Raw genomic sequence first — 19,764 nt, 5'->3', positions numbered from 1 at the left:
ATACCCCATGGCATTGAGCCTTGACGACATTGCCCACCTGCTCGCCACCCGGGGTGTGAACCAGTACGGCCGCGAGGCGGTGAGCCAGCTGGAGCACGCGCTGCAGTGCGCGCAGTGGGCCGAAAAATCGGGCGAAACCCCAGCCACCGTCGTCGCTGCCCTGTTGCACGACCTGGGACACCTGCTGGCACCGGGTGGCGACACGGCTGAGCAGGACGACTTGCATCAGTACATGGCCATCCCGTTCTTGCGTGGCTTGCTGCCCGATGCGGTGCTGGAACCCATCCGCCTGCATGTGGACGCCAAACGCTACCTGTGCACCATGGAGCCGGGATACTGGGAGACCTTGTCGCCCGCGTCGCAGCACAGCCTGGTGTTGCAGGGCGGCGCCTTCACGCCCAAAGAAGCGATGCAGTTCGCGGCCCAGCCCTTTGCGCAGGAGGCCATCCGCCTGCGCCGCTACGACGACCATGCCAAGGTGCCGGGGCTGGCGACGCGGTCGTTGAAACACTATCTGTCGCTCATGGAGTGCGTGGCCGATGCACCGGTCCAGGCTGCTCCCGTCATTTACCTGTACCGCTATTCGGCAGCCTGGGCGCAGTAACGCTGCCGTTGGCGCGGTGGTCGGGTCGCGTCAGCTGTCTTTGCCCGCGCTCACCCACGCGAGGTCCAGCGGGCGGTCTTCGAACTCGGTGTTGAGCACCACGGTGCTGGTGGTGCGGGCCACGCCGGCAATGGCCTTGATTTCGTAGATCACGTCTTCCAGGGCTCGCGCATGCGTAGTCCGCACCTTCGCCAGAAAGTCGTATTCGCCCGCCACGCTGTGCAGCTCTTCGACCTGGGGCATGGCGCGCAGCCGTGGTGCCACGTCGCGGCAGTGAATACCGCCGTCGTTGCGAATGGCCACAAACGCCGTGAAGTTGAGCCCCACGCGCTCCGGGTCCACGCTGATCGAAAAACGGCGGATCACACCCTTGTCCAGCAGCTTCTTCACGCGCTCGTGCACGGCGGCGGTGGACAGTCCCACTTCGGCGCCTACATCGGCGTACGAACGTCGGCCATCCGCCCCTAATGCAGAAATAATTCTGGCGTCCATGTCATCTGTCTGAATATTTGCTTGCATAGCCGCCTGATTTTGGTAAAAATTCCGGAAACGTCGCGGTTTCCATAAATTATTCGGTCAGGTGAAGAATATGCCGGCAATTTTCAATGCGCAACCCCAATCACAGCGAAGCTGGGCTGTCGCCATGGCACTGCTGCTGGTCTATGTGGTGTGGGGCACCACGTATTTCGCCATCGGCATTGCGCTGCAGAGCATGCCGCCGCTGCTCATGAATGCCATCCGTTTTCTGTGTGCAGGTGGCGTGATGTTGCTGGTCGCGCTGTGGCAGGGCCATGCGCTGCCCACGCGCGAGCAATGGCGCAATTCGGCCTTGGTGGGCGGGCTCATGGTGTTTCTGGCGATGAACCTCATCGGCTTTGCGCAAAAGCTCGGCATTGGCTCGGGCCTCATGGCCACGGTGGTCACCACCATGCCCATGTGGCTGGCGCTGTGGTCGCGCTGGGGCGGTGAGCGCGTGCCGTTCACGAGCTGGATCGGTCTGGCGCTGGGCGTGGTGGGGGCGTTGCTGTTGGCCATGGAGGGCGACTTTTCGGCCACCTGGCTGGGTGCGGCCCTGGCGTTTGGTGCACCGCTGTGCTGGAGTATCGGCTCGTATGCCTCGCGCAAGCTGGCGCTGCCCGCACCGGCGATGGCCTCGGCCGCGCAATGGTTTGTGGGCGGCGCCATGGGGCTGGTGGTGGCGCTGTGGTTTGAGCCACTTTCTGCTCTGGGGCAGGTCAGCGCCAAGTCGTGGGCAGCCTGGGTGTATCTGCTGGTTTTTGGCACGCTGGTGGCGCTCAATGCGTACCTGTGGCTGCTGCAGAACACATCGGCGGCGCTGGCAGGAAGCTATTCGTTTGTGAACCCGGCTGTGGCGTTGCTGGTGGGGGTGGCGATGGGGGGAGAGTTATTGACGGGGTGGGTGTTTGCGGCGTTGCCGTTGATTGCGGCAGCGCTTGTGTTTATTTTGTATGGCAAGCCTGTGTTGGCTTGGTGGGTGGTTCGTCGGACGGCTTTGATGGGGTTTCGTGCGGGGTAGTCGGGAGGATGGAAAGGGCAGTCTGTTCGGGCTGAGGCTGTCGAAGGCTGGGTGGGTTGGTTGAAGAGGCGTGCTTGGGTTGGGGGCGGAGGCCGGGGTGTGCGCCCGGCCTCGACAAGCTCAGCCCGAACGGGTGGGGCGGGCGCACAACCTTCGACAAGCTCAGCCCGAACGGTTCAAGTGGCGGCGTGGCACTGCAAAAACAATAGCTATCAGCGCTTACATCACAAGCGCTAGCAGCCAAAAATCCTTCGAATTCTTTGCCAAAGAAGCATCTCACTCAGCATCCGGCACCACTGCCGTTGCCTCAATCTCTACCTTCGCCCGCTCTTCCATCAACCCCGCCACCTGCACACACGCCATCGCCGGAAAGTTCTTGCCCAACACCTCACGGTACACCGCGCCCAGCTCCTTCAGGCGCGCGTTGTATTCCTTGCGATCCACCACATACCAGGTCAGCCGCACCAGGTGCTCCGGCCCCGCGCCACCGGCTTCGAGCACGGCGCGCACGTTCAGCAGCGTTTGCCTTGTCTGGTCGATGAAGTCATCGCTCTCAAACTGCTGCTGTGCGTTCCAGCCGATCTGGCCACCGGTAAAAACCATGGTGCCGCGCGCGGCCATGCCGTTGGCGTAGCCCTTGGGGGCGACCCAGCCTTCGGGTTGCAAAAGGGTGTTTTTCATCGTCATGTTGTTTTTGTAGAAGAGTGGGAAGGCGCCGGAGCGGCCACGCCCTGGCGCAGCTTGAAGCGCTGCAACTTGCCGGTTTCGGTGCGCGGCAGGGCGGTCACAAACTCCACCACGCGGGGGTATTTGAACGGAGCGATGGTGGCTTTCACGTGGTCTTGCAAGGTCTTGACCATGGCTGCGTCGCCCGTGTGGCCGGGCTTCAACACGCAGATGGCCTTGACCACCATGCCGCGCTCTTCGTCGGCCACGCCGATCACGCCGCATTCGGCTACCGCTGGGTGGCGCAACAGGGCGTCTTCCACTTCGGGGCCGCCCACGTTGTAGCCGGCGGTGATGATCATGTCGTCGTCGCGCGCCTGGTAGAAGAAGTAGCCGTCGGCGTCTTGCGTGAAGGCGTCGCCCGGGTAGTTCCAGCCGTTCTTCACGTACTTGGCCTGGCGCGGGTCGTCGAGGTACTTGCAGCCTGTGGGGCCGATCACTGCGAGTTTGCCCACGGTGCCGCGTGGCACCTCGTTGCCCTCGTCGTCCACCACCTTGGCGGTGTAGCCAGGCACCACCTTGCCAATCGCGCCGCGCCGGCTTTCACCGCCGGGCGACGAGACAAAGATATGGAACATCTCAGTGGCACCGATGCCATCCGTCATGTCGAGGCCCGTGGCGTCCGTCCAGAGCTGGCGTGTGGCGTCGGGCAGGCCTTCGCCGGCGCTCACGCTGATGCGCAGTTGCGGCAGACCGATATTTTTGGCGAACGGCGCCATCTGCCGGTAGAACGTGGGCGCGGTGTAGCAGATGGTCACGCCCGCTTCGCGCATCAGCCGCACCATGGTTTCGGGCGTGTAGGGCCGGTCGGGAAAGTACACGCTGGCCCCGGCCCACATCGGAAACACCAGCAAGCCGCCCAGGCCAAAGGTGAACGCCAGCGGTGGCGAGCCCGCCACGATGTCGTCGGGCGTGGCCTTGAGTACATGGCGCGGCCAGGCCTCGCAGCCTGCCAGCACGTCGCGGTGCGTGTGCACGGCCGCCTTGGGCGCCCCTGTGGTGCCCGAGGTGAACGCCATCAACGCGATGTCGTCTGCCGACGTGGGGCAGGGCGGCGTGGTGCCGGGCTTGCCCTGCGCGCGTTGCAGCAGGTCGGCCGCATCGGGGGCGGTGTGGAAGGGCACGAGGGTAGCCAACACCGGGTGCTGGGCCTGTGCCATTTGCAGCTCCGCCAGCAGGCGGCCGTCGCACAGCGCCAGCGTGGGCTGGGCGCGCTCGATGATGCTGCCGAGCTCCACCGCGCGCAGCAGCGGCATGGTGGCCACGGCAATCAACCCCGCATAGACGGTGCCTAGCCAGGCCAGCGCCATCTCCACGGTATTGCCACCGCGCAGCAGCACGCGGTTGCCGGGCACCAGGCCGTGGTCTTGCGTCAGCAATTCGGCAATGCGCGCCGCCTCGGCGCGGGCGTCGCGGTAGGTGTAGGTGCGGTGCGGGCCACGCAGCAGCGGGCGGTCGATGTGGCCGGCGCGTTCGGCCTGGTCGAACAGGGCCTGTACGAGGTTGGCCTGACCGGCGATCTGCAGCTCGGGCAGGTCGTAGCGCATCGTTGGCAGGGCCGACGCGGGCGGCAACCGGTCGTGCACGAAATGGTCAGGCTGGGCGGAAGAAACACGCATGGTCAGATCACTCCTGCAGAACGGCCTTGCCGATGATGAGTTGCTGCACTTCGGTGGCGCCTTCGTAAATGCGCAGCGAGCGGATGTCGCGGTACAGCGACTCGACCTTGCTGCCCACCTCTACGCCGCGCCCGCCATGCAGTTGCAGCGCCATGTCGATCACGCGCTGGGCGTTTTCGGTGGCGGTCATCTTGGCCATGGCGGCTTCTGCCGTGACCCGGGCTTGGCCTGTGTCGCGCAGCCAGGCCGCGCGGTAGGTGAGCAGCGCAGCGCTGTCCACCAGCGCGGCCATCTCGCCGATCTTGGCCTGCGTGAGCTGGAAGTCCGCCAGCGTCTGGCCGAACATGCGGCGCTGGCGCGCGTGGTGCACGGCCTCGGCCAGCGCGCGGCGCGCCATGCCCAGGGCAGCGGCGGCGACCGATGCGCGGAAGATGTCGAGCGTGCGCATGGCCAGCTTGAAGCCACCGTTCTCCTCGCCCAACAGGGCGGTGCCGGGCACGGTGCAGTCGGTGAACTGCAGCGTGGCCAGCGGGTGCGGCGCCATCACGTGGATGTGGCGTGATGCATCCAGCCCTGGCGTGTTCGCATCGACGATGAAGGCGCTGATGCCCCGGGTGCCGCCCGCAGGTTCGGTCTTGGCGAACACGCAGTAGAAATCGGCAATCCCGCCGTTGCTGATCCAGGTCTTGGTGCCGGTGAGTGAAAAGGTCGATTTATGGTCTTTTTGGCCGCTAGCGCTTGATGGATAAGCGCTAGCAGCTATTGTTTGCATAGCGCCTACATCCGACCCGGCTTCGGGCTCGCTCAGCGCAAACGCGGCAATCAGTTCGCCACGCGCCACGCCCTGCAGGTAGTGCGCCTGCTGCGCGGGGCTGCCCGCCAGCGTGATCGCACCACTGCCCAACCCCTGCATCGCAAACGCAAAGTCCGCCAGCGGCGAGTGGTAGGCCAGCGTCTCGCGCAGCAGCACCAGCGCGCGCGAGTCGAGTGCGGGCAGCGCGCCGCCGTGCGCGGCCGGCACGCAGTAGCGCAGCCAGCCGCCAGCGCCCAGGCGTTTGACCCAGTCGCGGCAGGCGGCGCGATCGTCGGTTTCATCGACCTCCTGCGCGGCGGCCCAGGGCACCAGGCCGTCGGCCAGCGCGCGGTGCGCGTCGTCAAAGAAGGGCAGGGCCAGGTGCGCCGTCGAGGGCGGGCAGGGCGCTGGGGGCGTGGCGATGTGCATGCGTTCAATCTCCCTGAAACACGGGCTTTTGCTTGGCGGCGAACGCCTTGTACGCACGCCGGAAGTCTTCCGTCTGCATGCAGATGGCCTGCGCCTGCGCCTCGGCCTCGATGGCCTGCTCGATGGTCATGCTCCACTCCTGGCTCAGCATGGTCTTGGTCATGCCGTGGGCAAACGTGGGCCCGTCGGCCAGCGTGCGAGCCGTGGCCTGCACGTTGGCCAGCAGGTCGGCGCTGGCGTACAGGTCGTTGAAAAAGCCCCACGCCAGGCCTTCGTGCGCCGTCATCGCGCGGCCGGTGAACAGCAGCTCGCTGGCGCGGCCCTGGCCGATCATGCGGGGCAGCAATGCGCAGGCGCCCATGTCGGCACCGGCCAGGCCCACGCGGGTGAACAGAAAGGCGGTCTTGGTGGCCTCGGTGCCGTAGCGCATGTCGCAGGCCAGCGCCATCATGGCGCCCGCGCCAGCGCAGATGCCGTCGATGGCGCCCAGCACGGGCTGCGGGCAGGCGCGGATGGACTTGACCAGGTCGCCCGTCATGCGCGTGAACTCCAGCAGCTCGGGCATGGTCATGGTGGTCAGCGGCCCGATGATCTCGTGCACGTCGCCGCCCGAGCAGAAGTTGCCACCCGCGCCGGTGACGACGATGGCCTTCACATCAGTGGCAAACCGCAGCGCATAGAAAAAATCGCGCAGCTCCGAATAACTCTGGAAGGTGAGCGGGTTCTTGCGGTCGGGCCGGTTGAGCGTGACGGTGCCCACGCCGCCGTCAAAGCTCCACGCAAAATTCTCAGCCACATAGCTGGCCTGGGGGTTGAACTGTTCGCGCATGGGGTTGCTCGCCCCGATGAAGTGTTTCATTCGGTTGTCTCCAGAGAGTTGTTTTGGGTGTGTTCTTTGACCTTGCCCAGCAGGCGGTACAAGGTGGCGATATCGCGCTCGCCCAGCGTGGCAAAGGCCTCGACGATCCACTGCTCGTGCTGGCGCGCCATGGTGTTGAACTGCTCACGGCCTTGCGGCGTGAGGCGCACCAGGTAGGCGCGGCGGTCGCCTTCGACGTCCATGCGCTCCACCAGCCCTTCGGCCACGAGCTGGTCGGTGATGCCGGTGATGTTGCCGCTCGTCACCATCATGCGGCGCGAGAGGTCTTTCATCTTCATGCCACCGTCCGCGCGCTCCAGCTGCGCCATCAGGTCGAAGCGTGGCAAGGTGGTGTCGAACTGTGCGCGCAGCTGGCTGCGCACCTGCTTTTCGATGAGCTGTGTGCAGGTGAGCATGCGCAGCCACAGGCGCAGGGCTTCGGGGTGCTCGCTGGGCGCGGCATCGTGCATGCGGGCTTCGAGGTCCATGGCTACTCGATCGCTTCTGTTTTGCTAGCTGCTTGTGCAATATTGACAAGCGCTGCGACCTGTTTTTGCTTGGAAATCTCGCGCAGCATCTGGTCGCGGCCGCTGTGGTACTGCACCGGCCAGTCGATGTGGGCCGCGGCGATGGGGCTCAGCTGTGCGGCGGCGTGCTGCGTCCAGGCCGGGTCGGCCAGGTGCGGGCGGGCAATGGCGCACAGGTCGGCGCGGCCGGCCGCAATGATGCTGTTGGCCTGGTCTGCCTCGGTGATGGCGCCCACGGCCATGGTGGCAATTCCCACCTCGTTGCGGATGCGGTCGGCAAACGGCGTCTGGTACATGCGGCCGTACACGGGCTTGGCAGCGCGCGTGGTCTGGCCGGAGGACACGTCGATCAGATCGGCACCAGCCGCCTTGAACAGGCGGGCTATGGCCACGGCATCGTCCGGCGTGGTGCCGCCGGGCACCCAGTCGTGCGCCGAGATGCGCACGCTCAGCGGCTTGCCCTGCGGCCACACGGCACGCACGGCGGTGAACACTTCGAGCGGGTAGCGGCAGCGCTTGGCCAGGCTGCCGCCGTAGTCATCCGTGCGCTGGTTGGTGATGGGGCTGATGAAGCTGGCCAGCAGGTAGCCGTGTGCGCAGTGCAGCTCCAGCCAGTCAAAGCCGCAGGCCACGGCGCGCTGCGCGCTGGCGACGAACGCGGCGGTCATCGCGTCCATGTCGGCGCGCGTCATGGCGGCGGGCGCCTGGTTCTGCGCACCGTAGGCCAGCGGGCTGGCGGCCAGCAGCGGCCAGTTGCCCGTTTCCAGCGGCTCGTCCGTGCCCTCCCACCCCACGCGGGTGGAGCCCTTGGGGCCACTGTGGCCCAGCTGCAGGCCGATCTTGGCCGTGCTGCTGGCGTGTACAAACTGCACGATGCGCGTGAACGCGGCTTGCTGTGCGTCGTTCCACAGCCCCGTGCAGGCGGGCGTGATGCGGCCTTCGGGCGTGGGGCTGGTCATCTCCACCATGACCAGGGCGGCACCGCCCAGCGCGCGGGCGCCCAGGTGCACCAGGTGAAAGTCCTGCGGTACGCCATCGACCGCGCTGTAAGTGGCCATGGGTGACACGACGATGCGGTTCTTGAGCGTGATGCCCTTGAGGGTGAACGGCGTGAGCATGGGCGGAATAGCCGCCTTGCCACCTGCAAGCCATGCCTCGTAGCCCTCCAGCCACGCGGCATCGCGCAGGCGCAGGTTCTCGTGGCTGATGCGCTGGCTGCGCGTGAGCAGCGAGTAGGCCAACTGCTCGATGGGCATGCCCGCGTAGCGCTCCACGTTTTCGAACCACTCGGTGGAGTTGCGCGCGGCGTTCTGGATCTTGAGCACCTCGACGCTGCGGCGCGCCTCGTAGTGCTGCAGCACCTCGTCGATGGGCAGGCCGGTGGCGAATTCGTTGGCCAGATCAATCGCATCTTCGAGCGCGAGCTTGGTGCCGCTGCCAATCGAGAAGTGCGCGGTGTGCGCCGCATCGCCCATCAGCACAATGGGCACGCGCTTGCCGCCAATGGTCTCGCGGTGCACCCAGGTGTTGCAGATCACGCGCGGAAATCGGATCCAGTTGGCCGAACCGCGCAGGTGCGTGGCGTTGCTGATGAGTGCGTTGCCATCCAGGTACTTTGCAAACAGCTTCTCGCAGAACGCAATGGCCTCGGGTTGCTCCATCTGGTCGAGGCCGTGCGCCTTCCATACCGCCTCGGGCGTTTCGATGATGAAGGTGGAGGTATCTGCGTCGAACTGGTAGGCGTGCGCCTGGAACCAGCCATGTTCCGTCTGCTCGAAAGCAAACGTAAATGCGTCGAGCTTTTTGTGCGTTCCCAGCCACACAAAGCGGCATTCACGCAGGTCGATGTCGGGCTGGTAGGTGGTGGCGTAACGCGTGCGGATGCGGCTGTTGAGGCCGTCGCAGGCAATCACCAGGTCGGCCTGGTACTGCGCGGCCAACACCTGGTCGTCTGCCACATCGGTCTCAAACACCAAGTCCACGCCCACTGCCAGGCACCGGTCCTGCAGGATGTTGAGCAGCCGCTTGCGCCCGATACCGCAAAAGCCGTGGCCGGTGGAGCGCACGCTGCGGCCTTTGAAAAACACCTCGATGTCGTCCCAGTGGTTGAACGCATCGCCGATGAGTGCGGCCGTGGGCGCATCAGCCGCCTGCAGGTTGGCCAGCGTCTGGTCCGACAGCACCACGCCCCAGCCGAAGGTGTCAAACGGCCGGTTGCGCTCGACCACCGTCACGTGGTGGGCAGGGTTCTGCTGCTTCATGAGCAGGGCGAAGTACAGGCCTGCGGGGCCGCCACCGATGCAAAGGATGTTCATGGGAAAATAGTTTAGGCTTAAACAAATTGCTGTCAATGGGGCGATCCCCGAAAGCGGCTGGGGAGGCTGGTTACGGTCAGGATGGGGGTGGTGTTGCGCCGTGCGCACCCCTGCGGGCCCGCTGCGACAAGCGGATTGCGTAACGGCCTTCGCCCCATGGGGTGGATGCCGCACGGGGAGCCGCAGAGCGGGCGATAAGGTGCTGCGTGAGTGCCGTCTCTGTCGGGCGGGCCCTGCCCGGCGCACAATCAGGCCACCTGTGCACGCGGGGACTGACGTGTCCACCGATCAAATCATCAAGGCCATCAAGCGCAACTGCGCAGAAGGCAATCGACAACGACCGCAACCTGAAAGGACCCGCTCCACCATGCTCTACAAATTCAAGTCCAAAGCCGCCGCCGACCTGATCATGCTCGAACCCCAGGGCCGCCAGATCCTGGAGATCATCGGCAAGGGCCCTGGCGCCAGCGGCATCCTGACGGCCGCGCAGATCCCCGATGCCATCGCTGCGCTGGAGGCGGCTGTGTCGGCCAGCGAGGCCCAACCGCCGGTGCAGGAGGGGCAGGGCAGGGGCGATGACGACGAACCGGGCGGCAGTGCCGAGGCTGTGCGCCTGCGCCAGCGCGCGGCACCGTTCATCGAGATGCTGCGCAAGAGCGCGGCCGAGACGGCGGATGTGGTGTGGGGGGTTTAGGCCCCTGCCAAAGCCATGCGAAAGGCCCGCATCTGCGGGCCTTTTCTTTTGCTCTCTGGGTTCAGGCCGATGGGTCTCAGCGCCTGGCAGGGCGCTCAGTCCACCTTCGCCCCCGACGCCTTGACCACCTGCGCCCACTTCTTGTGTTCCTTGTCGATGTGCTTGGCAAATTCAGCCGGTGTGTTGCCGCCAGGAATGGCGCCCTGGGCCACCAAACGCTCCTTCATCGCAGGCGTGGCCAGCGACTTTGCGACCTCCTGTTGAATGCGGCTGACGATGTCGGGCGGTGTGCCCGCCGGTGCCAGCAGGCCGAACCATGAGCTGGCCTCATAGCCCTTGAGGGTGGGGCCACCGGCCTGCTCTACGGTAGGGACTTCGGGCATGGCGCTGGAGCGCTCAGAGCTGGTCACGGCCAGCGCGGTGAGTTTGCCGGCCTTGATCTGGGCCATCGATGAGGGCAGGTTGTCGAACATCACATCGGCGTTGCCCGCCACCATGTCCATGAGCGCAGGCCCGGAGCCCCGGTAGGGCAGGTGCAGCATGAAGGTGCCGGTCATGCTCTTGAACAACTCGCCCGCGAGGTGGATCGACGTGCCGTTGCCGCTCGATGCCATGTTCATCTTGCCGGGGTTGGCCTTGGCCACGCGGATGAAGTCCTGCACGTTGTGGATGCCCTGGGCCTTGGCCTTGTCGGCGTTCATCACCATCACATTGGGCACCGCTGCCACCATCGTGATGGGCGCAAAGTCCTTGATGGGGTCGTAGGGCAGCTTGGCATACAGCGCGCGGTTGATGCCGTGTGTGCCCACGGTGCCCATGAGCAGCGTGTAGCCGTCGCCGGGCGCCTTGGCCACGATCTCGGCGCCCACGTTGCCTCCGGCGCCTGCACGGTTGTCCACAATGAACTGCTGGCCGAATGCCTTGGACAGCTCGGGCGCCATGGCGCGGGCCAGGATGTCGGTGGTGCCTCCGGGTGCGAAGGGCACCACGATACGCACAGGTTTGCTGGGCCAGGCGGACTGGGCCTGGGCGGGAGACGTGAGCAAAGAGAGGGAGCAGGCCAGCACGCAAGCGCTGGCGGCGATGGCCAGGGTCAGGCGGCGGGAAGGGTGGGCGATGGAGGCGTGTGCCATGGGGGTCCTTGTGACTTGTGGGTGCAGGTATGCCCGTGTTCTACGCGGGCTGGCGCGGTTGGGGCAGATGGATAACCCGAACCGGCACGCGGGGGGTGCGGGTGGTTTGACCCACCGCATCGGAATCGATCATCACGGTCGCCACGAAAAAACCGCTGGCACCTTGCGGTGCACAGCGGTTCTGGGGGCAGCCCACAGGGCCGTGAGGCCCTGTGTACATGCGGTCGTCACAAGTCTCAGGCCATCAGTCGGCGTAGGTGCCTGCTGCCTTGATGACTGCGCCCCACTTTTCGATCTCGGAGACCACGAACTTCTTGTGCTCCGCTCCGTCCACGCGCTTGTCGGTGATGATCACTGCGCCCAGGCCTTCCTGCTTCTTGATGAATTCGGGATCTTTCAGGGCCACCTTGAGGGCTTCGTTGATCTTCTTTTGCACGTCGGCCGGCGTGCCCTTGGGGGCGTACATGCCGTGCCAGATGCTCACATTGAAGTCTTTCAAACCTGACTCGGCCAGGGTGGGAAGGTCCTTGAGGGCCGGCGTGGTCAGGCGCTTGGCGGTGGTCACGGCATAGGCCTTGACCTTCTTGGATTCGATCTGGCCGGTGGTGTTGGTGGTCTGGTCACACAGCAGGTCGATCTGGCCGCCGATCAGGTCCGTGATGGCGGGGGCTGTGCCCTTGTAGGGCACGGCGGTCATGTCCACCTGCATGGCGCTTTGGAACATCAGGCCGCACAGGTGCGAGGCGGCGCCCAGGCCAGCGTTGCCCAGGTTGATCTTGCCCTTGTTCTGCTGAATCCAGGCCGTCAACTCCTTGAAGTTATTGGCTGGCATGGTGGGGCGAGCGATCAGCGTCATGGGCACTTCATTGACCATGCCCAGGTATTCGAAGTCGTTGGGCACGCTGAACGCGAGCTTGCGGTACAGCGCGGGCATGGTGGACATGCCAATGTGGTTGAGCAGCAGCGTGTAGCCGTCGGGCGCAGCACGGGCCACGCGGGCCGCGCCGATGGAGCTACCGGCACCGGCGGTGTTGTCCACCACCACGTTGGCGCCCAGGGGCTTGCGCAGAGCTTCTGCCAGGTCGCGCGCCACGCGGTCTGTGGGGCCGCCGGCTGCAAAGGGCACCACCAGGGTGACCGTCTTGTCCTTGGCGGGGTAGTCTTGGGCGTTGGCGCCGAGGGCTGCCACAGCGGCCGCAGCGATCAGTGCGAGTTTCAGCATTGTTTTCATGATCTCTCCTGTAAATGACGGGCCATGATAGCGAGGGGGGTTTGGTGGAGCATTGCGGATATTACGTAGCCCACGCGCCGCATGGTCTTTAAGCCAAATAGGCCAGAAGCGCTTGTCAATAAAGCGCTACTTGCTATTAAAAATGCAGCATTCGTTAGGGTAAACACTGCGACGTCCACCGCCAAAATGGGGATGTCTTGCGTTGCCGCAAACCCGCTGGGTGCAGTCCCCGGCGGGCACGGCCCTCATCCCTCCTGCCTTTGCAATGCCCCGCGGTCTCTGCGTGGGTTGCGGCACGCACGAGGGGTGCGGCCGCAGGCAACACAGAGGGCTATTTGTAGCTGCGCGCGTCTTCGATCACTTTGCCGTCGTTGGGCAGCGTGCCTGGGGGCACCATCTGCACATCACCGCGCAGCTTGGTCACCTCGCGGATGGCGTCGCCCAGCTGGTGGGCCAGGCCCTCGGCGGTTTCGGTGGTTTCGACCTGCAGCACCATCTGGTCATTGGCCATTTCGCCGCTGACCACAAGGCGCGCGCGCAGTACCTGCGGGAAACGCCGAGCAATGGTGGCGACCTGACCGGGGTGCACAAACATGCCGCGCACTTTGGTCGTTTGGTCGGCGCGGCCCATCCAGCCCTTGATGCGGGTGGCGGTGCGGCCTGTGGGGCAGTGGCCGGGCAACACCGCCGACAGGTCGCCCGTGCCAAAGCGGATGAGCGGGTAGTCGGGGTTGAGTGTGGTGACAACCAGCTCGCCGACCTCGCCCTCCGGTACGGGATCGCCCGTGCCGGGGCGCACGATCTCGACGATCACACCCTCACCGAGCACCAGGCCTTCGCGGGCCGAGGTTTCATAGGCAATCAGCCCCAGGTCGGCCGTGGCATAACACTGATAGCCCGCAATGCCGCGTTCGGCAAACCAGTCGCGCAGCGAGGGCGGGAACGCCTCGCCCGAGACCAGGGCTTTCTTCACGCTGGGCAGGGGAATGCCCATCTCGGCGGCCTTTTCGACAATGATCTTGAGGAAGCTGGGCGTGCCTATATAGCCTGCAGGCCGCAGCTCGGCCATGGCCTGCACCTGTTGCTCGGTCTGACCTGTGCCGCCCGGAAAAACGGTGCAACCCAGCGCGTGGGCACCGGTCTCCATCATCGAACCCGCAGGCACAAAGTGGTAGCTGAAGCTGTTGTGGATCAGCTCGCCGCTACGAAAACCTGCGGCGTGGATCGCCCGCGCCATGCGCCAGTAATCCGGCCGTGTGCCCTCGGGCTCGTAGATGGTGCCGGGGCTGGCGAACACGCGCGTCATGCCCGCGCCAAAGTCCAGCGCACTGAACCCGCCAAACACGTTGGTGGCGCGGCCCGCTTGCTGGCGCTCCAGCAGTTCGTACTTGCGGGTGACGGGCAGCTGCGCCAGCGCGGTGCGGCTGGTGATGTTGGACGCATCCACGCCAGCCAGGATGCTGGCAAATGCGGGCGATGCCTTCTGGGCATGGGCGATCTGCTGCGGCAGCGCAGCCATCAGCGCCGCTTCGCGCTCTGCGGGGCTGCGTGTTTCCAGGGCGTCATAGAACGTGCTCATGCCTGGGTTTCCTTGTGAGGTGGTTGAAAGTGAAATTGGCCTCTAGCGCTTATCCATAAAGCGCAAGCAGCTATGAAATTGAGAGTGATTCCGTTCGAGGTCTGAAAAAGAACACGGCCCTGGTCGCCCGCGCTAACCCACCAGCGCACCCGTGGAACTGGCTTTGCCAGGCCACCGGGTGCGTCCCCCTGAGGGGGAAGGCGCGCAGCGCCGCAGGGGGCTCCTCAAGCCAGCCAGCGCTTGCGCCGCTTGTAGCTTTTGACGTCCTTGAAACTCTTGCGCTCGCCGCCGCCCACGCCCAGGTAGAACTCCTTGACGTCTTCGTTGTTGGCCAGGTCGCTGGCCATGCCGTCCATCACCACGCGGCCGCTTTCCATGATGTAGCCGTAGTCGGAATATTTGAGCGCCATGTTGGTGTTCTGCTCGGCCAACAGGAAGGTCACCTTCTCCTTGGTGTTCAGGTCCTTCACGATGTTGAACACCTCCTCCACGATCTGCGGCGCCAGGCCCATCGAGGGCTCGTCGAGCAGCACCATGCTGGGGTTGGCCATGAGCGCGCGGCCGATGGCGCACATCTGCTGCTCACCGCCCGACGTGTAGGCGGCCTGCGAGGTGCGGCGCGTCTTGAGGCGCGGAAAGTAGTTGTAGACCTTCTCGAGGTTGGCCGCGATTTCGGCCTTGCTGGTGCGGGTGTACGAGCCCGTCATCAGGTTCTCCTCGATGGTCAGGTGGGCAAAACAGTGCCGGCCCTCCATCACCTGCACCACGCCGCGCTGCACCAGGTCGGCGGGCGACAGGTTTTCGATGCGCTCGCCGCGCAGCTCGATGGAGCCCTTGGTGACCTCGCCGCGCTCGCCCTTGAGCAGGTTGGAGATGGCCCGCAACGTGGTCGTTTTCCCGGCACCATTGCCGCCAAGGATGGCCACGATGGAGCCCTCGCGCACCTGCAGCGAGACGCCCTTGAGCACCAGGATCACGTGGTTGTAGATGACTTCGATGCCGTTGACGTTGAGAACGATGTTGCTGTTGGAGTCCATGGTGTTGCCTTCCTGTACCAATCCAAAGGGTTGTTGCACAACCCTTTGGATTGGCGGCTGCCCGAAGGCAGCCGCTCAACCCCCCCGTTGAAACGGTCGCAGCGCCATCGCCAGGGACACCGCGCAAGGGCCGCCCCGCCGCGCTGGTGTCGTCCCCCTTCCCGAATTGCGCAGCGATTCGAGAGAAGGGGGAAGGCGCGTCAGCGCCTCAGGGGGATGGTCCGAATCAAGACTGGCAATCCGCCGCCTCACGCCGCGTCATCTTCTTGTCGGCCAGGTACTTGTCGGCGCCCGCCTTGACCATGGGCTTGATGATCTGTTCATCGGCCTGGTACCAGTCGGACGAGAAGTCCCACTTCTTGCCGTCCCAGGTGTGCACGCGGGACCAGGTGGAACCCATGTGGTCGGCGCAGCTGGTGGACACGGGGCGCATCACGCCACCAAAACCCATGGCGTCGAGCTTCTTCTGGTCCAGGGCGAGGTTTTCCATGCCCCAGCGCACTTGCTCGCCGGTCATGACCTTGCCCTTGCCAAAACGCTCCTGTGCGCGGCGTACCGATTCGACGGCCAGCATCTGGATGATCACGCCACGCGTGTACAGCACCGAGCCCACTTCGTCCTTGGGGCCCGTGCCCTGGCCCTTGTCGTGCACATGCTTCATGATGTCCTGGATCACTTTGCTCTGCGTGCCGTAGCCGTTCAGTGCCAGGGCGTGGTAGCCCTTGGCGCCTTCGCCCACGTCGCGCACGTCCGGCTCGGCACCGGCCCACCACACGCCATACAGCTTGTCGCGCGGGAAGCCCGTGGCCTGGGCTTCCTTCAGGGCGGTGGAGTTCATCACGCCCCAGCCCCACAGCAGCACATAGTCAGGGCGGCTCTGGCGCACTTGCAGCCAGGTGGCTTTTTGCTCCACGCCGGGTGCTGTGACCGGCAGCATCTGCAGTTCAAAGCCGTGCATCTTGGAGCGCTCTTGCAGCAGCGGGATCGGCTCCTTGCCGAACGGGCTGTCGTGGTACACGAGGGCGATCTTCTTGCCCTTGAGCTTGTCCAGGCCGCCAGCCGTCTTGCCGATGTGCTGGATCAGGATGTCGGCGCCCGTCCAGTAGCTGCCCATGAAGGGGAAATTCCACTTGAAGGCCTGGCCGTCCTGCGCGACCGACAGGCCGTAGCCCAAGGTCATCAGCGGGATCTTGTCGACGGGGGCTTTTTCGGTCAGCGCAAAGGTGATGCCGGTGGCTTGTGGGTCAAACAGCGACACGCCGGGACGGCCCTTCAGGCGCTCGTAGCATTCCACGCCCCGGTCGGTGGCGTAGCCGGTTTCGCATTCTTCAAAAGTGAGCTTCACACCGTTGATGCCGCCGTCGCGGGCGTTGATCATCTTGATGTAGTCCTGCTTGCCATTGGCCCATGGCACCCCGTTGGGGGCGTAGGGGCCGGTGCGGTAGGACAGCAGCGGGAAGAACTGCTCCTTGGCCTGCGCGAAGGCGCTCGTCGTGATGGACGAGGCACCGGCAGCAACCACCGCTGCGGCGATCACGAGTTTCGAAAGCTTCATGGATGTCTCCTTTGGATGAATGTGTTGAAGCACGGGAAAAACCAGATGGACAGACAGTTAACGCGGCAACGCTGGGTCTACGTATCGGGAATTGCGAGTAAGGGGTTTCCGCAATAAGTGCCAGTCAGGCGCTCAGTGCGGGAACGGCCACAGGCGCAACTTCTGCTTGGCGGTGGACCACAGCTTGGCCAGGCCATGCGGCTCCACGATCAGGAACCAAACGATCAGCGCGCCAAAAATCATCAGCTCGGCGTGTGAAACACCCGCCGTGGACACCTCGATGCCGAACAGCCCCATGAAGGCGGGCAGGAACTGGTTGAGCACGATGGGCAGCACCACGATGAAGGCGGCGCCAAAGAAGCCCCCGGCGATGGAGCCCAGCCCGCCGATGATCACCATGAACAGCAAGCGGAACGAGATTTCCACCGAGAACGCCGCAGGCTCCCAGGCCCCCAGGTGCACAAAGGCCCAGAGCGCGCCCGCCATGCCCACGATGAACGAGCTGACCGCAAACGCGCTGAGCTTGGCGTACATGGGGCGGATGCCGATCACGGCGGCGGCCACGTCCATGTCGCGGATGGCCATCCATTCGCGGCCGATCGCGCCGCGCACCAGATTTTTGGCGAGTAGCGCCACGACCACCAGCAGCGCCAGGCAGAAGATGTATTTGCTGGTGGCGCTTTCGATGGGCATGCCAAACACTTGCAGGTTGTTCACCGAGACCGACCCGGAGTCGGAATTGTTGGTGAACCACTTGATGCGCAGGAACATCCAGTCGCTGAAGAACTGCGCGGCCAGCGTCGCCACGGCCAGGTACAGGCCCTTGACGCGCAGGCTGGGCAGCCCGAACAGGATGCCGAAGAACGTAGCGCACAGTCCGCCCAGGATCAGCGCGGGGATGAGCGGCATGCCCGGAAAGCGCACGAAAAAGTTGTAGGCGCCGTAGGCACCCACCGCCATGAAGGCGCCCGAGCCCAGCGAGATCTGGCCGCAGTAGCCTACGAGGATGTTCACTCCCAGAGCCGCCAGCGCCATGATGACGAAGGGGATCAGGATGGCGCGAAAGATGTAGTCGCTGGCGAAGGCCGGCACGACGATGAATGCAAGGGCCAGGATGATGCCAACGGCGATGCGGTCCTGCGCGATGGGGAAGATCTGTTGGTCGGCGCGGTAGCTCGTTTTGAACTGGCCGTTTTCGCGGTAGAGCATGGTGTGTCTCCTGGGTTCGTTCTTGTTATGGGTTAGACGCGGTGTGTGATCGTTTGCACGGGGGCGCACCTGCGGTGCCCTGTGTGAACGTCGTTCCCACAGTCAACGTGCTGCGCACGTTGAGCCTCCTTCGAAAAATCATTGCTCTCGTATTTCATACGCGATCAATGATTTTTTCTCCGAACAAACCTTGTGGCCGGAACAGAAGAAACACCAGCGCCAGCACATACGCAAACCAGATCTCGATGCCCCCGCCCACAAACGGGCCCAGGTACACCTCCGACAGCTTCTCGCCCACGCCGATGATCAAGCCGCCGATGATGGCGCCGGGCACCGAGGTGAGGCCGCCCAGGATCACCACGGGCAGCGCACGCAGCGCTACGGTTGTCAGCGAGAACTGCACGCCCAGCTTGCTGCCCCAGATCATCCCGGCCACCAGGGCCACCACACCCGCCACGCACCACACGATCACCCAGATGCGGTTGAGCGGAATGCCTATGGACTGCGCGGCCTGGTGGTCGTCGGCCACGGCACGCAGTGCGCGCCCGGTGGAGGTTTTCTGGAAGAACACCGAGAGCAGGGCGACCAGGGTTGCCGCGATGGCGGCGGCGATCACGTCTTCCTTGTTGATCAGGATGCCGCCCTGAAAGACGCTGTCGAACGCGAAGATGGGCTCTTTGGGCATGCCCACATCGATTTTGTAGATGTCGCTGCCAAACAGCGTCTGGCCCAGGCCTTCGAGAAAGTAGGTGATGCCCAGCGTGGCCATGAGCAGCGTGGCGCCTTCCTGGTTCACGAGGTGGCGCAGCACCAGTTTTTCGATCAGCCAGGCCACCACGAACATGATGGCGCCTGCAATCACAAAGGCCGCCAGGTTGGCCACGATGGGGTTGTCGATGCCGGTCCACCTGGGAATCCACTCGGCAAAGCGGGCCATGGCCAGCGCTGCGAACAGCACCATGGCGCCCTGCGCAAAATTGAACACGCCCGAGGCCTTGTAGATCAGCACAAAGCCCAGTGCGACCAGCGAATACAGCATGCCGGCCATGAGGCCGCCGATGAGGGTTTCCAGAAAGAATGCCATGTGTCGTTCTCCCGATCAGTGCGATGTGCCCAGATAGGCACTGATCACGTCTTCGTTGCTGCGTACTTCGTCGGGGCTGCCGTCGCCGATTTTCTTGCCGTAGTCGAGCACCACCACGCGGTCGCTGATGTCCATCACCACGCCCATGTCGTGCTCAATCAGCACGATGGTGGTGCCGAACTCGTCGTTCACGTCCAGGATGAAACGGCACATGTCCTGCTTTTCTTCCACGTTCATGCCGGCCATGGGCTCGTCGAGCAGCAGCACTTGTGGTTCCATGGCCAGTGCACGGCCCAAATCAACGCGCTTTTGCAGGCCGTAGGGCAGCTGGCCCACAGGTGTTTTGCGAAAGGCCTGGATTTCCAGGAAGTCAATGATGTGTTCGACGTACTCGCGGTGGCGGATTTCCTCGCGCTCGGCGGGGCCCCAGCGCAGCGCCTGCAGCAGCAGGTTGCTTTTGATCTTGAGGTTGCGGCCGGTCATGATGTTGTCGATCACGCTCATGCCCTTGAACAGCGCCAGATTCTGGAACGTGCGCGCCACGCCCATCTCGGCCACCTGGCGCGAGTTCATGTGGTCAAACGTCTTGCCACGGAAGGTGATGGAGCCTTCGGACGGCGTGTACACGCCGTTGATGCAGTTGAGCATGGAGCTCTTGCCCGCGCCGTTGGGGCCGATGATGGCGCGGATCTCGTGCTCTTTCACGTTGAACGAGATGTCGGTCAGCGCCTTCACCCCGCCAAACCGCAGGCTGATGTTCTTGACGTCGAGAATGACGTCGCCGATCTTCTTGGTGGTCATGGGTAGTGGCTTCTCAAGCGGGTAGAGCGCGG

The 19,764-nt window shown here is 64.5% G+C and carries 19 protein-coding genes; 3 read left to right on the top strand and 16 right to left on the bottom strand.

All coding sequences use genetic code 11. The features are described from left to right. Nucleotides 1-7 precede the first annotated feature (7 nt). Nucleotides 8-604: a phosphonate degradation HD-domain oxygenase gene (locus CLU85_RS20850; protein WP_100411954.1), complete on the top strand. Its 597-nt coding sequence runs from the start codon at nt 8-10 to the stop codon at nt 602-604. A gap of 30 nt (nt 605-634) precedes the next feature. Here CLU85_RS20850 and CLU85_RS20845 read toward each other — a convergent pair whose 3' ends face one another. Further along, nucleotides 635-1,096, bottom strand: coding sequence for an Lrp/AsnC family transcriptional regulator (locus tag CLU85_RS20845; RefSeq protein WP_100411953.1), 462 nt, complete (start codon nt 1,094-1,096; stop codon nt 635-637). Nucleotides 1,097-1,193: 97 nt separating this feature from the next. On the opposite strand from CLU85_RS20845, the gene CLU85_RS20840 reads away from it, so the two are divergent. After that, nucleotides 1,194-2,141, top strand: a complete 948-nt coding sequence (locus CLU85_RS20840; RefSeq protein ID WP_100412679.1) for an EamA family transporter — start codon at nt 1,194-1,196, stop codon at nt 2,139-2,141. On the opposite strand, the gene CLU85_RS23675 is transcribed toward CLU85_RS20840, so the two are convergent. Genes CLU85_RS23675 through CLU85_RS20810 form a run of 7 tightly spaced genes read right to left on the bottom strand, consistent with a single transcriptional unit; the run spans nt 2,065 to nt 9,409 of the window. Further along, complete coding sequence (locus tag CLU85_RS23675) at nt 2,065-2,421, bottom strand: DUF1010 domain-containing protein (protein WP_157803993.1); 357 nt, start codon at nt 2,419-2,421, stop codon at nt 2,065-2,067. The genes CLU85_RS20840 and CLU85_RS23675 overlap by 77 nt on opposite strands. Further along, nucleotides 2,418-2,822: a RidA family protein gene (locus CLU85_RS20835; protein WP_100411952.1), complete on the bottom strand. Its 405-nt coding sequence runs from the start codon at nt 2,820-2,822 to the stop codon at nt 2,418-2,420. The genes CLU85_RS23675 and CLU85_RS20835 overlap by 4 nt, the downstream gene beginning before the upstream one ends. Before the next feature lie 2 nt (nt 2,823-2,824). After that, nucleotides 2,825-4,486, bottom strand: coding sequence for an AMP-binding protein (locus tag CLU85_RS20830; protein ID WP_100411951.1), 1,662 nt, complete (start codon nt 4,484-4,486; stop codon nt 2,825-2,827). Between the two features lie 7 nt (nt 4,487-4,493). Further along, a complete protein-coding gene (locus CLU85_RS20825) occupies nt 4,494-5,708 on the bottom strand; it encodes an acyl-CoA dehydrogenase family protein (RefSeq protein WP_100411950.1) in 1,215 nt (404 codons plus the stop codon). Between the two features lie 4 nt (nt 5,709-5,712). Then, nucleotides 5,713-6,567 (bottom strand): enoyl-CoA hydratase family protein, encoded by an 855-nt coding sequence (locus CLU85_RS20820; protein ID WP_100411949.1) that lies wholly within the window; start codon nt 6,565-6,567, stop codon nt 5,713-5,715. Further along, entirely contained in the window at nt 6,564-7,055 is a 492-nt protein-coding gene (locus tag CLU85_RS20815; RefSeq protein WP_100411948.1) for a MarR family winged helix-turn-helix transcriptional regulator, read from the bottom strand. Before CLU85_RS20815 ends, CLU85_RS20820 begins: the two co-directional genes overlap by 4 nt. A gap of 2 nt (nt 7,056-7,057) precedes the next feature. Then, nucleotides 7,058-9,409, bottom strand: a complete 2,352-nt coding sequence (locus tag CLU85_RS20810) for a bifunctional salicylyl-CoA 5-hydroxylase/oxidoreductase (protein ID WP_100411947.1) — start codon at nt 9,407-9,409, stop codon at nt 7,058-7,060. Between the two features lie 367 nt (nt 9,410-9,776). On the opposite strand from CLU85_RS20810, the gene CLU85_RS20805 reads away from it, so the two are divergent. After that, nucleotides 9,777-10,103, top strand: coding sequence for a DUF1840 domain-containing protein (locus CLU85_RS20805; RefSeq protein WP_100412678.1), 327 nt, complete (start codon nt 9,777-9,779; stop codon nt 10,101-10,103). Nucleotides 10,104-10,198: 95 nt separating this feature from the next. Here the strand turns inward: CLU85_RS20805 and CLU85_RS20800 are convergent, their stop codons facing one another. From CLU85_RS20800 to CLU85_RS20760, 8 genes are all read right to left on the bottom strand, one after another. Beyond that, nucleotides 10,199-11,236: a tripartite tricarboxylate transporter substrate binding protein gene (locus CLU85_RS20800; protein ID WP_100411946.1), complete on the bottom strand. Its 1,038-nt coding sequence runs from the start codon at nt 11,234-11,236 to the stop codon at nt 10,199-10,201. Between the two features lie 244 nt (nt 11,237-11,480). Continuing rightward, the gene (locus CLU85_RS20790) at nt 11,481-12,467 is read right to left on the bottom strand and encodes a tripartite tricarboxylate transporter substrate-binding protein (protein WP_100411944.1); all 987 of its coding nucleotides are present in this window, start codon (nt 12,465-12,467) and stop codon (nt 11,481-11,483) included. A 331-nt stretch (nt 12,468-12,798) separates the two neighbouring features. After that, complete coding sequence (locus CLU85_RS20785) at nt 12,799-14,046, bottom strand: phenylacetate--CoA ligase family protein (RefSeq protein ID WP_100411943.1); 1,248 nt, start codon at nt 14,044-14,046, stop codon at nt 12,799-12,801. A gap of 224 nt (nt 14,047-14,270) precedes the next feature. Next, complete coding sequence (locus CLU85_RS20780) at nt 14,271-15,083, bottom strand: ABC transporter ATP-binding protein (protein WP_100412677.1); 813 nt, start codon at nt 15,081-15,083, stop codon at nt 14,271-14,273. A gap of 226 nt (nt 15,084-15,309) precedes the next feature. Beyond that, complete coding sequence (locus tag CLU85_RS20775; RefSeq protein ID WP_100411942.1) at nt 15,310-16,638, bottom strand: ABC transporter substrate-binding protein; 1,329 nt, start codon at nt 16,636-16,638, stop codon at nt 15,310-15,312. 132 nt (nt 16,639-16,770) lie between these two features. Then, the gene (locus CLU85_RS20770) at nt 16,771-17,847 is read right to left on the bottom strand and encodes a branched-chain amino acid ABC transporter permease (RefSeq protein WP_100411941.1); all 1,077 of its coding nucleotides are present in this window, start codon (nt 17,845-17,847) and stop codon (nt 16,771-16,773) included. Nucleotides 17,848-18,001: 154 nt separating this feature from the next. After that, nucleotides 18,002-18,931 carry a branched-chain amino acid ABC transporter permease gene (locus CLU85_RS20765; protein ID WP_100411940.1) on the bottom strand — a complete coding sequence of 310 codons (930 nt, stop codon included), beginning with the start codon at nt 18,929-18,931 and terminating at the stop codon, nt 18,002-18,004. Nucleotides 18,932-18,946: 15 nt separating this feature from the next. Then, nucleotides 18,947-19,732 (bottom strand): ABC transporter ATP-binding protein, encoded by a 786-nt coding sequence (locus tag CLU85_RS20760; protein WP_100411939.1) that lies wholly within the window; start codon nt 19,730-19,732, stop codon nt 18,947-18,949. Between the last annotated feature and the right edge of the window lie 32 nt (nt 19,733-19,764).

It is taken from the genome of Acidovorax sp. 69, assembly GCF_002797445.1.
Lineage (GTDB): Bacteria > Pseudomonadota > Gammaproteobacteria > Burkholderiales > Burkholderiaceae_C > Acidovorax.
The sequence above is the reverse complement of the archived record's forward strand: the minus strand, read 5'-3'. Positions and strand labels throughout refer to the sequence as shown.